This window comes from Burkholderia sp. BCC1644, assembly GCF_902833225.1.
Classification (GTDB): Bacteria; Pseudomonadota; Gammaproteobacteria; order Burkholderiales; family Burkholderiaceae; genus Burkholderia.
In genome coordinates, this window is record NZ_CADFEI010000001.1 from 267,231 (window position 1) to 282,142 (window position 14,912).

Sequence of the window (14,912 nt, forward strand, 5' to 3'; positions counted from 1 at the left end):
TCGCGTCGGCATGTACTCGCACATGTGTCAGTCATAAAACCACACCAGAAAAGAAATCATTCTTTGAGGACGGAGAATCAATGAAAAAGCGCGTCGCTTTCGCCATGACGGCAGTGGGCCTTGCAGCCGCTACCGCCGCCCACGCCCAGAGCAGCGTGACCCTGTACGGTATCGTCGACAACGGTATCGCTTGGCAGAACAACTCGTCGGCAGTCGGCGCAACCACGGGTGGTCACTCGAAGGTGCAGATGTCCACCGGCGTGTGGGCAGGCAGCCGCTTCGGCCTGAAGGGCAGCGAAGATCTCGGCGGCGGCACGAAGGCGATTTTCCAGTTGGAAGCCGGCGTCAACACGGCTAACGGCTCGTCGCAGTGGACCAACGGCATCTTCACGCGTCAGGCATGGGTCGGTATGACCAACGCCACGTACGGTACGCTGACGGCCGGCCGCCAGTACACCGCGTACTACACGCTGCTGTCGCCGTACAGCCCGACGACCTGGCTGACCGGCTATTACGGCGCGCACCCGGGCGATATCGATTCGCTGGATACCAGCTACCGCGCGAACAACTCGCTCGTCTACATGTCGCCGAAGTTCTACGGCTTCACGGTCGGCGGTTCGTACTCGTTCGGCGGCGTCGCAGGCGCGACGAACCGCGGCTCGACGTGGAGCGCGGCGATCCAGTACCTGAACGGCCCGGCAGGCATCGCAGTCGGCTACCAGAAGGTCAACAACGCGACGCTGGGTGGCGGCGTGTGGGGCGCGAACTCGACGGTCCAGAACGGCCTGACGGCATCGGGCGACGGCAACCAGCCGGCAGTCTCGTCGATCAACAACGGCTACGCGACCGCGCAATCGCAGCAGCGTATCGCCGTGACGGCGGGCTACCAGTTCACGCCGGCATGGGACATTTCGGCGTCGTACTCGAACGTCCAGTACACGCCGGGCACGGGTTCGTTCTTCAAGAACACGGCGATCTTCAACACGGCTGGCGCCGTGCTGCACTGGAAGGCAGCCGCTCAGTGGGACTTCGCGGCAGGCTACTCGTACACGGCGGCAACGCAGTCGAACGGCATCACGAGCGCGGCCAAGTACCACCAGGTCACGCTGTCGCAGTACTACAGCCTGTCGAAGCGCACGGGCCTGTACGCGGTTGAGGCTTGGCAGCACGCGAGCGGCAACACGCTGAACGGCAAGGGCAACGGGATCATCGCGGCGACCACGTCGATCGGTGACGGCGTCGGCGCAGGTTCGAAGCAGAACCAGATCGGCGTCGGCGTCGGCATGATCCACCGCTTCTGATGTCGCGCGGCGCGCGAGCGCCGCTTACGGCATGCGGTATGAAAAACCGGCCTTCGGGCCGGTTTTTTTATGGGCGGCACGCGTTGCGCGCAGTGCAGGTTCCGTCATCGGCGGGCGTCGAATGGAAGCGGGCGGCGACGGCAGTCGAGCCTGACAGGCGCGCCGCTCATGAAGTGCATGACGCAGTGCTCAGCCGGTACCGGCGCCGGACCACCGATCACTGCGCAGCCTCATCCGTCCAGCGCCCCGCGAGCGCCTGGAACAGCGCCGCCGTATCGGCAAGCCGGTCGGCCTGCGCGCGGGTGCGGTCGAGCGACGTCTGCAACGCCTGCCGTTGCGCGTCGAGCAGGTCGAACGTGCTGATTCCGCCCGCCGCGTAACGGTCGCCGGCAATCGTATTGCTGGCCGCCGCTTCTTGGGCCGCCGTGTCCCGCGCCTGCAGGGCGGCCGCATCCTGTTCGACCGCGCGCATCGCGTCGGCCACCTGTTGCAGTGCCTGCAGCACCGTTTCCCGATAGCTCGCGAACGCGGCGTCATAGGCCGCTTCAGCCGCGCGTTTCTTCGCGCGCAGCTCGCCGCCGTGAAAGAGCGGTTGCGTGAGACCGAGACCGACATTCCACACGTTGAGCCCGCTGACGATATCCGCGATGCGCGTGCGTTCCGAACCGATCCCCGCCGAAATCGAAAAACGCGGGTACAGGTTCGCGGTGGCGACGCCGACGTTCGCGCTCGCCTGGTGCAGCACGGCTTCCGCCGCACGGATGTCGGGCCGTTCGCGCGCGAGCGTCGACGGCAACGTGACGGGCAGCGTGCGCGGCAGCGCGAGTGCATCGAGCGAGAGATCCGGCAGCTCGGCGTCGGACGGCGGCGCGCCGAGCAGGATCGCGAGCCGGTGGCCGGCTTGCGCGAGGCGGGCCGAGAGCGGCGGCAGCGACGCCTGCGTCTGCGCGAGCAGCGCGCGTTGCGCATGCACGTCGGCCTGCGATACGCCGCCCGCTGCATGGCGCGCTTCGACGATACGCAACTGCCGCGCTTGCGCGTCGACGAGCTGCCGCGTGAGCGCGACCTGTTGCGCGAGCGACGCGCGCAGGATCGCGGTGGCGACGACATTGCCCGCGAGCGTCAGCCGCGCGGCGTCGAGCGTGTACGTCTGATAGTCGACCTGCGCGCGCAGCGCTTCGAGCGCGCGCCGGTTGCCGCCGAACACGTCGAGCACGTACGACACGGTCACCGACGCGTCGTACAGCGTGAACGGCCCCGGGCTCGGTACGTTGGCCGGCAGCCCGAACGCGGTGGTGTCGACTCGCTCGCGCGTGGCGGACAGGTTCGCGTCGACGCGCGGCAGCATCGTCGCGCCGGCTTCGGCTGCATGGTTCTGTCGCGCTTCGTCGAGCCGCGCGCGCGCCTCGGCGAGCGTGGGGCTGTTCTGCCACGCGGTATCGACGAGCCGGTTCAACGGTTCGGAGCCGAACTGCGTCCACCAGCGCTGCGGCGTGTGCGTGGCCGACGAGAAAGTCTGCGCGTCGCCGGCCGGGCCGCTCGCGGCGACCGTTGTCGCAGGCGGCTCGCCGCGCGTGTATTGCTGCGTGGCCGGCGCATCCGGTGTACGGAAATCCGGCCCGACCGCGCAGCCGGCGACGAGCAGCGCGGCGGCGGCCAATGCGCAGCCGCGGGCGGCATGGGAGGCGCGGGGTGGGGCCGGTTTCATCGCGTGCCGCCTAATCGAGCGTGCGCCGGTAGAAGCGCAGCGCGACGCCCATCACGACGACGGTGAACAGCGCGACCGGCCATACGGACGGCCACAGGTCGGCCCAGCCGTTGCCTTTCAGCAGGATGCCGCGCGCGAGGCGGTTGAAGTAGGTGAGCGGCAGCAGGTTGCCGATGAACTGCGCCCACTTCGGCATCCCGGCGAACGGGAACATGAAGCCCGACAGCAGGATGTTCGGCAGGAAGTAGAACACCGCGAGCTGCATCGCCTGCAACTGGTTCTGCGCGAGCGACGACAGCGTGATGCCGACCGTCAGGTTCGCGGCGATGAACAGCAGCGCAGAGAGGTAGAGCGCGAACACGCCGCCGACGAACGGCACGTCGAACACGAACCGCGACGCGGCGACGATGATCGACACCTGGACCAACCCGATCAGCACGTACGGGACGATCTTGCCCGTCATCACCTCGAGCGGCCGCACGGGCGTCGCGAGCAGGTTCTCCATCGTGCCGCGCTCGCGTTCGCGCGTGATCGCGAGGCCCGTCATCATCACCATCGTCATCGTGAGGATCACGCCCATCAGGCCCGGCACGACGTTGTACTGCGTGATGCCTTCCGGGTTGTACAGCCGGTGCAGCACGACGTCGAACGCGGGCGGGCGGCCGTTCAGGCGCGCAAGCGGACCCGTCAGGTCCTTGTCCGCGACGGGCTGCACGAGCCCCGGCAGCGCGCCGATCGCCGACGCCGTGGCGACCGGATCGGTCGCGTCCGCTTCGACGAGCAGCGACGGACGCTCGCCGCGCAGCAGCCGCCGCGAGAAATCGGCCGGCACGCTCAGCACGAACTGCACGTCGCCGCGTGCGAGCGCATGGCGGCCGGCCGCTTCGTCGGGCAGCGTCTCGACGATGTCGAAGTACGCGGAATTGCGCATCGCGGCGATGAAGCTGCGCGTGAACGGGCTCGCATCGGCGACGATCACGGCGGTCGGCAGGTGCTTCGGATCGGTGTTGATCGCGAAGCCGAACAGCGCGAGCTGGATGATCGGCACGCCGACGATCATCGCGAACGTCACGCGGTCGCGGCGCAGCTGCAGGAATTCCTTCAGCACGATGCTCCACCAGCGCGCGACCGAGAACGATTCGCGCAGGCTTGCCCACGCGTTCATGACGACACCCCGCCGGGCGGCGCGGCCGCGCGGCCCATCATGAAGATGAAGACATCCTCGAGCCCGGTGTCGATCGGTGCGACCTGCAGCGACGTGTCGCGGGCAACCTCGTCGAGCGTCGCGTCGAGCCGCGCGCGATCGCGGCCGCTCACATGCAGCGCCGAGCCGAACACGACCGTCTGGTCGACGCCCGGCATCGCGCGCAGCCGCGCGGACAGTTCGGTCAGGCGAGCGCCGGTGATCGTGCGGGTCGACAGGTGCTGCGATGCGACGATTTCCGCCGACGTGCCCTGCGCGAGCAGTTCGCCGTACGCGATGTAGGCGAGCTTGTGGCAGCGCTCGGCTTCGTCCATGTAGTGCGTGCTGACGAGCACCGAGATGCCCTGCGCGGCGAGCCGGTGCAGTTCCTCCCAGAAGTCGCGGCGCGCGGCCGGGTCGACGCCGGCGGTCGGCTCGTCGAGCAGCAGCAGCTCGGGTTCGTGCAGCATGCACGCGGCCAGCGCGAGGCGCTGCTTCCAGCCGCCCGACAGCGCGCCGGTGAGCTGATCCGCGCGGCTGGCGAGGCCGAGCCCGTCGAGCGCGCGCGCGACGGCCGCCTTGCGGTCGCGCATCCCGTACACGCGTGCGACGAAGTCGAGGTTCTCGCGGATCGACAGGTCTTCCCAGTACGAGAAGCGCTGCGTCATGTAGCCGACGCGCCGCTTGATCTGCGCGCTGTCGCGCACGATGTCGTAGCCGAGGCAGGTGCCGCTGCCCGAGTCGGGTGTGAGCAGCCCGCACATCATCCGGATCGACGTCGTCTTGCCGCTGCCGTTCGGCCCGAGAAAGCCGAAGATCTCGCCGCGCGCGACGCGCAGCGACACGTCCTTCACGACGTGCTTGTCGCCGAACCGCTTGTTCAACCGGTCGACGTCGATCGCGTACGGTGCGGACGGCGCGTTCATGGCACGCTCACGGCGACGGGCTGGCCCGGATGCAGCTTCGGTGCGTCGGCGACGGCGGGGCGCGCCTCGATCATGAACACGAGCTTGGTCCGGCTCTCGTTGCTGTAGATCACGGGCGGCGTGTATTCGGCCTCGCTCGACACGTAGGTGATGCGCGCGGGCACGTCGGCCGCACAGCCGTCGCAATGGATCGCGACCGCGCGCCCCGGCGCGAGCGATGCGATGGCGGCTTCCGGCACGAAGAAGCGCACCTTCAGGTTTTGCGGCGGCAGCATCTGCACGACCGGATTGCCGGCCTGCACCCATTCGCCGACGCGGTACAGCGTGTCGTACACGCGCCCGGTCGCCGGCGCGGCGACGCGTTTCTGGTCGAGCTTCCATTGCGCTTCGGCCACCGCGGCCTGCGCGGCGTCGACCTGCGCGGCCTGGGCGGCGACCTGTTGCGCGCGGCCCGGCAGGCGCGCGACGTCGACCTGTTTCTGCAGTTCGCGCATCTGTGCGGCGGTGGTCTGCGCGGACGTGCGCGAATCGTCGAGCTGCTGCTTCGACAAGCCGCCGGCCGCGTACTGGCGTTCGTCGCGCGCGCGTTGCGCGGCGGCGCGCGCGGCCTGTGCGCTGGCCTGCGCGAGCTGCGCCTGCGTGACCGCGACTTCCGGCGGACGCTTGCCGGTCTGCAGGTCGGCAAGCTGCGCGCGGGCGGCCGCGAGCTGATGCTGCGCCTGCAGCAGCGCGGCCGTTTCGCTGACGGCTTCGAGCGAGAACGCCGGCGTGCCGGCGGCGACGGCCTGGCCGCGCTCGACCGACAACTGCGTCAGCGTGCCCGACTGCGACGACGACAGGTACACGAATTCGCCTTCCACATAACCCTGGTAGGTCGTGCCGTGGTCCGTCGACCGTCCGCACCCGGCGAGCAGCGCGACGGCGGCGGCCAGCGCGAGCGGCAGCGCGCGGGCCGCGTTCATGACGGCCTCCGCGGCGAGCGGGCGCGCGGCGCGGCGGTCGGCGGCTGCAGGCCGGAACCGAGCAGCGCGCGGACGTGCCGGTGCAGCACGTCGCGATCGATCGGCGGCAGGCCGCGCGCGCTTTGCCACAGCTTCGCGGTCGCGAGCGGCAGCATCACGAGCGCGATGATCGAATGGAACAGGAAGGCGGGTTCGAGCGCGGGGTTCAGCGTGCCGGCCTGCTGTGCGCCGCGGATGCGTTCGGCGAAACGCCCGACATGCTCGAGCGGAATGCGCCGGACCATCCGCTCGCGCAGCAGCCCGCCTTCGTGGATGATCTCGCGCAGCCAGATCGACGGCAGCCACGGCATGCGGCGCGTGACGTCGAAGAAGCGGTCGACGAGTTCGGCGACGAGCGCGACCGGATCGCTTTCGATCTGCGGCTCGGTCGGCCGCCACACGAACGCGATGGCCTGCGCGATCCGTTCCTCGACGATCGCGTCGAGCAGTTGTTCGCGGTTCGTGAAGTAGTAGTGGACCATCGCGGACGTGACGCCGGCGGCGGCGGCGATCTGCGCGACCGTCGTCGCGGCGATGCCGCGTTCGGCGAACAACTGCATCGCGACGTCGAGCATGTGGTCGCGCAGGTCGAAATCGCCCACCGACGGGCGGCGCCCGCGCGGCCTGGCGATGGTGGATTTCGCGTTCATGCAGTCGACGCTAATTGATGAGTTAGTTAATTTCAAGGAAGGGTTTTCGCCGCCCTTGATCGGGATCAGGCGAGCGTCGAGCGGCGGCGCGGACGGGCAGGGAAGTGACGCGACGACGGGCAGCGTGCCGGTGGTGCAGTGTAGGAAGCGATTAATGCGGAACGGCGGTGCGAAGCCGGCGGAAGGAAAGCGGCGAGGAAGCGGTGCGGAACGGCAGGGAAGCCGGTCGCGAAGCGGGGGTGCGGGCCTGATCGGGCCCGCACCCCCAAAACGTCGTCACTGATCGATCGGCGACGTGAGCGGCACGTGCTCGCCGGTCAGTCCGAACACGACGAGCTGGGCGGGTTCGGTCGCGCTCGCGTTGCGCGATACCTGGTGGCGCGAGCCGGGCGCCTCGTACCAGCCTTCGCCGGCGCGATAGCGGTGCAGCGGGCCGCCGTTCACCTGCGACAGCACTTCGCCTTTCGATACGACGGCGAACACGGAGCCGAGGTGCTGGTGCGCTTCGGAAGCCTGGCCTGGCGCATAGTCGACGGTCGCGACGACGACGAGCTTGCCGGGCGCTTCGGGCACCGCCTGTTGCATGATCGCGTGGACCTTGTCGCCGGCGTCGTGCGCATGGGCAGCGGCCGGCAGCGCGGCGCCGAGCACGAGCCCCGCACACAGGGCGGCTCGATGGAGCGTGGAGCGGATCATCGTCGCCTCCTTACTCGGGCATCTTGCGGAACGCGATCGCGAAGCGGTTCCACGTGTTGATCGTTGCGATCAGCATCGACAGGTCGAACAGCTCTTCGTCGGTGAAGTGCGGCTTCACGGCTTCCCAGACGGCGTCCGGCACGTGGTTGCCGGCCACCAGCGTCAGCGCCTCGGTCCATTCGAGCGCCGCGCGTTCGCGCTCGGTGAAGAACGGCGTTTCGCGCCACGTGACGACGGTCGCGAGACGGCGGTCGGTTTCGCCGCCCTTGCGTGCGTCGGTCGTGTGCATGTCGACGCAGAACGCGCAGCCGTTGATCTGCGACGCGCGCAGGCGGACGAGTTCGGCGAGCGGCTTCTCGATCGAGCTTTTCGCGATGAAGTCCTCGGCGTTGCGCATCACCTTGATGGCATTCGGGCTGGCGGTATAGAAGTTCAGGCGCGGTTGCATGGCAGGTCCTTTTCGGTTGGTAGCGCACGGGTGGCGCGACAGGACCCACTTTAAGACCCGGACTGGCCTGCTTGAATAACCAATTCCGGGGAAATTCAGGTGACCAGTGGCGATCCGGCGGCGACGCCCGAACCGAGCAGCCCGGCCAGTTTCGCGAGCGCCGTGTCGATGCGCAGCGCGTCGATCCCGCCATAGCCGAACAGCAGCCCCGCGCGGACCGGCACGCCGACATGGAACGTCGAGATTCCGTACAGGCCGATATCCTGCGCACGCGCCGCGCGGACCAGCGCCGCTTCGTCGATCCCCGGTTTCAGGTGCGCGGCAAGGTGGATGCCGGCCGTCGGCACGATCGCGTCGAACCACGGCGCGAGTTCGCCGCGCAGGTGCGCGATCAGCATCTTGCGGCGCGCGTCGTAGTGCTTCTGCACGCGCTTCAGGTGCCGTGCGAAATCGCCTTCGACCATGAAGCGCGCGAGCGCCGCCTGCGTCAGCGTGCAGGTGTGCCAGTCGACGATCTGCTTTGCCTTGGCCAGCGCGCCGCGCAGCGCGCGCGGCGGAATCGCGTAGCCGATCCGCAGTTCGGGAAAGATCGTCTTCGAGAACGTGCCGACGTACGCGACGAGGCCCGTGCGGTCGAGGCTCTTCAGCGATTCGACCGGCCGGCCTTCGAAGCGGAACTCGCCGTCGTAGTCGTCCTCGATGATTACCGCGCGGCGGCGCTGCGCCCATTCGAGCAGCGCGACGCGCCGGTCCAGCGTCATCGGCATCCCGAGCGGGAACTGGTGCGACGGCGTCACGTAGACGAGCCGGGCTTCGTCGGGCAGCCGTTCGGTGACGAGGCCGTGCGCATCGACCGGTACGCCGATCACGGTCGCGCCGAGCGACGCGAACGCGGCGCGCGCGGGCGGATAGCCGGGATCCTCGACCGCGACGACATCGCCGGGCCGCACGACGACGCGAGCGAGCAAATCGAGCGCCTGTTGCGCGCCTTGCGTGACGAGCACGTCGTCCCAACTGCACGCGACCGCGCGGCTGAACGCGACGTAGCGCGCGATCGCGCCGCGCAACTGCGGGTCGCCGGCCGGGTCGTGGTACTGGCCGGGGCCGCGCGCCTGCTGGCGCAGCGCATGGTGCAGGCAGCGCCGCCACGCGTCGAACGGGAACAGCGCCTTGTCGGTCACGCCGCCGCGAAAGTCGAAGCCCGGCGAATCCTGCGGCGTGGGCATCGCGAGCGCGTCGGGCAGGTCGTTCCACAGCGCGCGTGCGTCGACCGCGTCGATGCGCGGCGTATCGGCGACGATCGACGGTGCCGACATCGCCGCGGCGTGCGGCACACGCGCGAGGCCGTCGGCGACGAACGTGCCGTTGCCCGCGCGCGTATTCAGATAACCCTCGGCGACGAGGCGCTCGAACGCGTCGAGCGTGGTCTTGCGCGACACGCCGAGCTGTTTCGCGAGATCGCGCGTCGACGGCAGCCGCGCGCCGCCTTCGAGGCGCCCGTCGACGATCGCGGTGCGCAACTGCCGGAAGATCTGTCCCGTCAGGTCGTGACGGCCTTCGATACGGATCGCGATGTCCATCGCAGTGGTTACCTCGATCATGGTGATTCGACGCCAGTCAGGATACCGGAAGTCGGCGGGCCGATCGGCGGCTTGCTGGCGTGAGCGCCGCCTTCGTCGCCCGATTGGACCGCAGCCCGCCGCTGCCTTACGATCCACGACAACCTCATACCGGAGCGACCTCATGCTGTCCGAAGACGAACTGGCGCTGCTCGACGCGATCCGTGCCACCGGCAGCCTGTCGCGTGCGGCCGCGCGGCTCGGCAAGGCGCCGTCGACGGTGTCGCACGCGGCGCGCCAGCTCGAAACGCGGTTCGACGCGCTGCTGTTCGACCGGCGCGGCTACCGGCTGCAACTCACGCAGGCTGGACAGTTGCTGACCGACGAGGCGGCCCGGCTGGCGTTGGACGTCGCGCGGCTCACGCAGCGCGTGCGGCAGGTCGCGAGCGGCTGGGAGGACCGCCTGTCGATCGTCAGCGACGAGGTGCTGGAGTTCGATACGCTGCTGCCGGTCGTCCGCGCGTTCGACGCGCTCGATTCGGGTGTGTCGCTGCGCTTCACGCACGAAGTGCTCGGCGGCACCTGGGAAGCGTTGCGCGACGGCCGCGCGGACCTGGTGGTCGGCGCGACCAACGAGCCGCCGGCGATTCCCGGCTTCAAATGGTTCGAGCTTGGCGCGATGGAGTGGGTGTTCGCGGTGTCGCCGCGCCATCCGCTGGCCGCCGTGGACGGCGCGCTGACGCGGGATGCGATCGGCGCGCATCGCGCGGTCGTCGTCGCCGATTCGTCGCGGCGCGCGGCCGGCCGTGCCTATGGGCTGCTCGGCGGGCAAGCCGTGCTCGCGGTGCCGTCGATGCGCGCGAAGATCCTCGCGCAGCGCGACGCGCTCGGCGTCGGCTGGGTGCCGCGCCGGCGCGTGACTTCGCTGCTGGCGCGCGGCGAACTGGTCGAGAAACAGACGGCCGGTCCGCGCGAGCCGAACCTGCTTTACGTCGCGTGGCATGGCGACCGCGACGGCCGCGCGCTGCAATGGTGGCTGGAGCAACTGCGCGAGCCGCGCCTCGCGCAGCGGCTGCTCGACGGGATCGACGTGACCGGCTGAAAGCGGCCGTCCGAACATGTTCGATGTTTTCGAACGTGTTCGTCACGCCCGTCGTACGGCAAGGCCGCGCGCCGCGCGCATCCTGTGTTCACGGTCAACTTACCGGTTCACAGGAGAACGTCATGCAACGCTTCGAAGGAAAAACGGTCCTCGTCACGGGCGGCAACAGCGGCATCGGCCTGGCGGCCGCCAGGGCATTCGCGGCCGAAGGCGCGCGAGTCATCATCACCGGGCGCGACGTCGAGACACTGGAAGCCGCCCGGCAATCGCTCGGCGAAGGCGCGCTGGCGATCCGCAACGAGGCCGGCAGCGTCGCGTCGGCCCGCGCGCTGGCGGACGCGATCGCGACGGCCGGCGCAAGGCTCGACGCCGTGTTCATCAACGCGGGCGTCGCGAAGCTCGCGCCGTTCGCCGACAGCGACGAGGCCATGTGGGACCTCGTGTTCAACACCAACGTGAAGGGCGCGTATTTCCAGATCCAGTCGCTGGTGCCGCTGCTGAACCGCAGTGCGTCGATCGTGATCAACGGCTCGATCAACGCGCACATCGGGATGCCCGGCTCGTCGGTGTACGCGGCGAGCAAGGCGGCCGTCAATTCGTTCGCGAAGACGCTGTCGACGGAACTGCTGCCGCACGGCGTGCGCGTGAACGTCGTGAGCCCGGGGCCGGTGCAGACGCCGCTGTACGGCAAGCTCGGGCTCGACGCCGCGACGCTCGACGAGACGGCCGGCAAGATCAAGGGCCTCGTCCCGGTCGGCCGCTTCGGTACGCCGGAAGAAATCGCGTCGACGGTGCTGCACCTGAGCGCGGCGGAATCGGCGTTCATCGTCGGCGCGGAAATCATCGCGTCGGGCGGGATGGGCTTGCTCTGAGCCGCGACAGGCGGGGACCGCACCGTGCGACGCAACGCCGGGCGGACGGTCCCCGCCACCAGCGGGACGGAGCAGCCGAACCGTGCCTATCGGGACGCACAGGCGCCGGCTTCGAGCTGGGTCACCGTGAGCCCGGAGAATGTCGCGCGGCCACGCTCGGCGAACACGGCGACGCGGTCCGCGCCGGGCGGCGGAAAGATCAGGTCGGTCAGCGCGACGCGGCCGCCGTTCGCGAACACCTCGACCGATCCGCGATCGACGACGATCTCGAGCCGCAATTGCCCGCGCTCGAGCGGCAGGTTCACGATGTGCTCGCGGCTGAACGTGCCGGCGAAATTCGTTTCGCCGGAGCGGGAACGGTCGAGCGTCAGCGTGCGCTTCGCCGTGTCATAGACGATCCGCGTGCCGGTCGATCCGTCCGCCGAACCTCTGACGATCAGGCCGGCCCGCGCCGCTTGCCGAGGCGAGATCGTCACCGTGATCCGCTGGACCACGCCGCGCGTCGCGGCCGACAGCGCACGCGTCGCGGAGTCGACCGTCAGGTCGCCTTCGTGCACGGCGGGCCGGCTGTCCGCCCACGCGTCGAATGCGGCGGCCGGCGCGACGACGAGCGTCGGCTCGCCGTCGATCGTCTTCAGCGACAGCGCGCGCGGCAGGGTGGTCGCGCCACGCCACGGCGAGGTCGGCGCTTTCGCCGCGTAATCCCAGTTGCTCATCCACGCGATCGCGACGGGCCGTGCGCCAGGCGCGCCCGAGAACGTGCCGGCCGCGTAGAAGTCCGCGCCGTGGTCGACCCAGCGGAATTGCGCGGGATCGGAGCCGGCGGGCGCGACGCGATCGGGCACAAAGGTGCGGCCGTCGAAGTTGCCGACGAAATACATCGCACCGGAACCGCCCGCGATCGACCACGGGTTGACGTTGACGATCATGACCCACCTGATGCGTGTCGGATCGTCGTCGAGCGGCAGCGGCACGAGGTCCGGCATTTCCCACAGCGCGCCGTCGTGCGGCACGCCCGGCCGCGTGAAGTCGCTCAGGAAATTCCAGTGGATCAGGTCGTCGGAGCGATAGAGCTTCACGACATGCGCGTCGGCGACGACCGTCGTCATCAGCCAGTAGCCGCCCGGCGCATACCACGACACTTTCGGGTCGCGAAATTCCTTCGATTCGGGATCGAGCGTGAGCACCGGGTTGTGCGCATACGGCTGCCAGGTCGTGCCCTGGTCGAGGCTGTAGGCAAGCGACTGGGCCTGTATGCCCGGTGCGTGACCCGAGCCGGGCTTGTAGACGCTCGTATATAGCGCGACGAGCGGCGTGCGGCCCGGTTTGCCGAGGCCGGACGTGTTCAGCGTGTCGGCGACGATCGAGCCCGAGAAGATTTCCTCGCTGGCGTTCGCGCGCATGGCAACCGGCTGCTCTTGCCAGTGGACGAGATCGCTGCTCGTCGCATGGCCCCAGGACATGTTGCCCCAGTCGTTGCCGAGCGGATTGTATTGATAGAACAGGTGATAACGACCGTTGTCGTAGACGAGGCCGTTCGGATCGTTCATCCAGTTGCGCTGCGGCGTGTAGTGGAGCGCGGGCCGCCATTGCGGCGTGCCGTCGTTGGCCGGTGCGTTGCACGGTGCGGCGGCGACCGGTGCGCACGCCAGGCAGGCGAGCAGCAACCGGGCGATCCGGAAGGTAAGGCGGAAAGACGTCGAATTCATGCGCGGTCCGGTGCTTCGTCGGGCGAAGCGGGCAAGGAGGGCGCATGCCGCTTGCAACGGCGGCATGCGCGATGGTCGAAAGAAAAAAGGGAGGCGCACACGCGACACGCGCGATGCGCGCCTCCTCAACCCCGTGCCTTTACCTGCTCTCGTTATTGTTGGTTATCCTGATTGCCCTGGCTGTTGCCGCCGTTGTGGCCGGCCCCGGTTGCGGGCAGGTTCGCCGGAATGTCGCCGTAGCCGCCGAGCCCGCCGCGTCCATAGGCGCGGTCGACCGCCGTCGACGTGCCGTTGATGCGCACCTTCACCGTCGGCGCGAGCGTGCCGCCTCGGCGCGGGCCGATCGCATCGATGAACGACTCGACGAGCCCGCCCGGCATCACGTAGTGCGAATACGACTGGAATTCGCGCGGATTCTGGTTCGGATCCTGCGAATACGGCGCGCCGGCCGGCGCGGAGAAGTCGGTCGGGTTGCCGAGCACGAGGCCGCTGCCGCCGTTCAGCGGCAGGAAGTCGCTGCGGATGCCATTGCCGACGAAGCCGTACACGCCGTCCGGGCCGTCGACGCCGGCCGCCATCGTCGTGCGGTGGCTGATCGTGAACAGGTAGTACTTGCCGTCCTTCAGGTAGATCTGCGGGCGCTCGGTCTGGTCGTCGACGCAGTTCGCCGACAGGATGGGCGGCAGGAACTTCCACTCGGTCAGTTGCGGGTTCGTGGCGATCGCGAGGCCGACATTGGCCTTTTGATACACTGCGCCCGAATTCATCACCGCGTTGAGATCTTCCTTGTACGGATCGTTCGCCGCGTAGCCGAGGTCGGCGTCGGTGCAGGTGCGTGCGCCGCGCGGGCCGCCCGTGTTGCCTTCGAAGACCATGTAGGTCTTGCCCGGGTGCGCGGGGTCGGTGAACACGAACGGGTCGCGGAACGAGAAGTAGGTGTTCTGCTGGCCGGTCTGGTAGTACTTGCCGTCCGGTTCCAGCAGCGCCTTGTGATCGTCGAAGCCGCTGAACCACACATGCTTGTCGTCGGCGTGGATGTGGCCGTCGGCGCGCGTGATGATCGCCTGCGGCGGCGTGATGTCGGCGCCGCCGGGCGCCGAGCGGTTGAACGACGTCGCGGTGTAGTAGAGGTTGACGTTGTCGCCGTGCGTGAGGCGGGCCGAGCCCGACCATTCGGCGTTGTTGGTCATCGGCGCGGTGCCGAACACCTTGGCGCTCGCGCCGTCCGGGAACAGGTGGCCGCCCCAGGTCCAACCGCCGTTCGCGGGGCGTTGCGACGCGGGGATGCCCGCGCGGCGGTAGAAGAAGCCGATGCGCGCATGGACGTGACGGTCGTCGAACGTGTAGCCCGCGTGCGGATCGGCGGTGAGCGAAAAGATCACCTCCCAGCCCTTGTAGCTGAGCTGGTTCGCGCGCAGGTCGGCCAGCGGCCAGGTGTCCCACACCCACACGTTCGAGTTGATCAGCGGAAAATCCTGCGGGATGTCCGGCATGGTCAGCGCTTGCGGCAGCGAGTTCTTGTCGGCGCCGGCGGTGTGCGATTGCGCGACGATCTGGCGGATGTCCGCGCGCGTCCAGCGCATCGTGAAGTTGCCTTCGGGATCGTAGGCTTGCTGGGAGTGAGGAGTGGGCATGGGCGCGCCCGTGCCGCCGGACTGCGCGTGCGCGACGGACGCGAAGGCGGCGAGTGCGCCGCCAGCGAGGAGCAAACGCCGGGTCGTCGCCGGGCGGAAAAAGGGAAAGTATGTCATCTCGTC

13 protein-coding genes are annotated in these 14,912 nt (G+C 69.0%); 3 read left to right on the forward strand and 10 right to left on the reverse strand.

The window, feature by feature from the left end:
* Positions 1–80: 80 nt before the first annotated feature.
* Entirely contained in the window at positions 81–1,301 is a 1,221-nt protein-coding gene (locus HWX87_RS01145; protein ID WP_176045263.1) for a porin, read from the forward strand.
* Between the two features lie 217 nt (positions 1,302–1,518).
* Here HWX87_RS01145 and HWX87_RS01150 read toward each other — a convergent pair whose 3' ends face one another.
* The 8 genes from HWX87_RS01150 to HWX87_RS01185 form a co-directional block, all read right to left on the reverse strand.
* Positions 1,519–3,009: an efflux transporter outer membrane subunit gene (locus HWX87_RS01150; protein ID WP_176045264.1), complete on the reverse strand. Its 1,491-nt coding sequence runs from the start codon at positions 3,007–3,009 to the stop codon at positions 1,519–1,521.
* 10 nt (positions 3,010–3,019) lie between these two features.
* On the reverse strand, positions 3,020–4,174 hold the full coding sequence (locus tag HWX87_RS01155; protein ID WP_176045265.1) for an ABC transporter permease: 1,155 nt from the start codon (positions 4,172–4,174) through the stop codon (positions 3,020–3,022).
* Entirely contained in the window at positions 4,171–5,118 is a 948-nt protein-coding gene (locus HWX87_RS01160; RefSeq protein WP_176045266.1) for an ABC transporter ATP-binding protein, read from the reverse strand. Before HWX87_RS01160 ends, HWX87_RS01155 begins: the two co-directional genes overlap by 4 nt.
* Positions 5,115–6,080, reverse strand: coding sequence for an HlyD family efflux transporter periplasmic adaptor subunit (locus tag HWX87_RS01165; protein ID WP_176045267.1), 966 nt, complete (start codon positions 6,078–6,080; stop codon positions 5,115–5,117). Before HWX87_RS01165 ends, HWX87_RS01160 begins: the two co-directional genes overlap by 4 nt.
* The gene (locus tag HWX87_RS01170; RefSeq protein WP_176045268.1) at positions 6,077–6,769 is read right to left on the reverse strand and encodes a TetR/AcrR family transcriptional regulator; all 693 of its coding nucleotides are present in this window, start codon (positions 6,767–6,769) and stop codon (positions 6,077–6,079) included. The genes HWX87_RS01165 and HWX87_RS01170 overlap by 4 nt, the downstream gene beginning before the upstream one ends.
* Before the next feature lie 276 nt (positions 6,770–7,045).
* Positions 7,046–7,465, reverse strand: a complete 420-nt coding sequence (locus HWX87_RS01175; RefSeq protein ID WP_176045269.1) for a cupin domain-containing protein — start codon at positions 7,463–7,465, stop codon at positions 7,046–7,048.
* A 10-nt stretch (positions 7,466–7,475) separates the two neighbouring features.
* Entirely contained in the window at positions 7,476–7,913 is a 438-nt protein-coding gene (locus tag HWX87_RS01180; protein WP_176045270.1) for a carboxymuconolactone decarboxylase family protein, read from the reverse strand.
* A 95-nt stretch (positions 7,914–8,008) separates the two neighbouring features.
* Complete coding sequence (locus tag HWX87_RS01185; RefSeq protein ID WP_176045710.1) at positions 8,009–9,493, reverse strand: PLP-dependent aminotransferase family protein; 1,485 nt, start codon at positions 9,491–9,493, stop codon at positions 8,009–8,011.
* 163 nt (positions 9,494–9,656) lie between these two features.
* Here HWX87_RS01185 and HWX87_RS01190 point away from each other — a divergent pair, with 163 nt between their 5' ends.
* Both HWX87_RS01190 and HWX87_RS01195 read left to right on the forward strand, forming a co-directional pair.
* Positions 9,657–10,574 carry a LysR family transcriptional regulator gene (locus tag HWX87_RS01190; protein ID WP_176045271.1) on the forward strand — a complete coding sequence of 306 codons (918 nt, stop codon included), beginning with the start codon at positions 9,657–9,659 and terminating at the stop codon, positions 10,572–10,574.
* A gap of 122 nt (positions 10,575–10,696) precedes the next feature.
* Entirely contained in the window at positions 10,697–11,446 is a 750-nt protein-coding gene (locus HWX87_RS01195; protein WP_176045272.1) for an SDR family oxidoreductase, read from the forward strand.
* 86 nt (positions 11,447–11,532) lie between these two features.
* On the opposite strand, the gene HWX87_RS01200 is transcribed toward HWX87_RS01195, so the two are convergent.
* Both HWX87_RS01200 and HWX87_RS01205 read right to left on the reverse strand, forming a co-directional pair.
* On the reverse strand, positions 11,533–13,155 hold the full coding sequence (locus HWX87_RS01200) for a glycoside hydrolase family 32 protein (protein WP_176045273.1): 1,623 nt from the start codon (positions 13,153–13,155) through the stop codon (positions 11,533–11,535).
* Between the two features lie 152 nt (positions 13,156–13,307).
* The gene (locus HWX87_RS01205) at positions 13,308–14,906 is read right to left on the reverse strand and encodes a glycoside hydrolase family 68 protein (RefSeq protein WP_176045274.1); all 1,599 of its coding nucleotides are present in this window, start codon (positions 14,904–14,906) and stop codon (positions 13,308–13,310) included.
* Between the last annotated feature and the right edge of the window lie 6 nt (positions 14,907–14,912).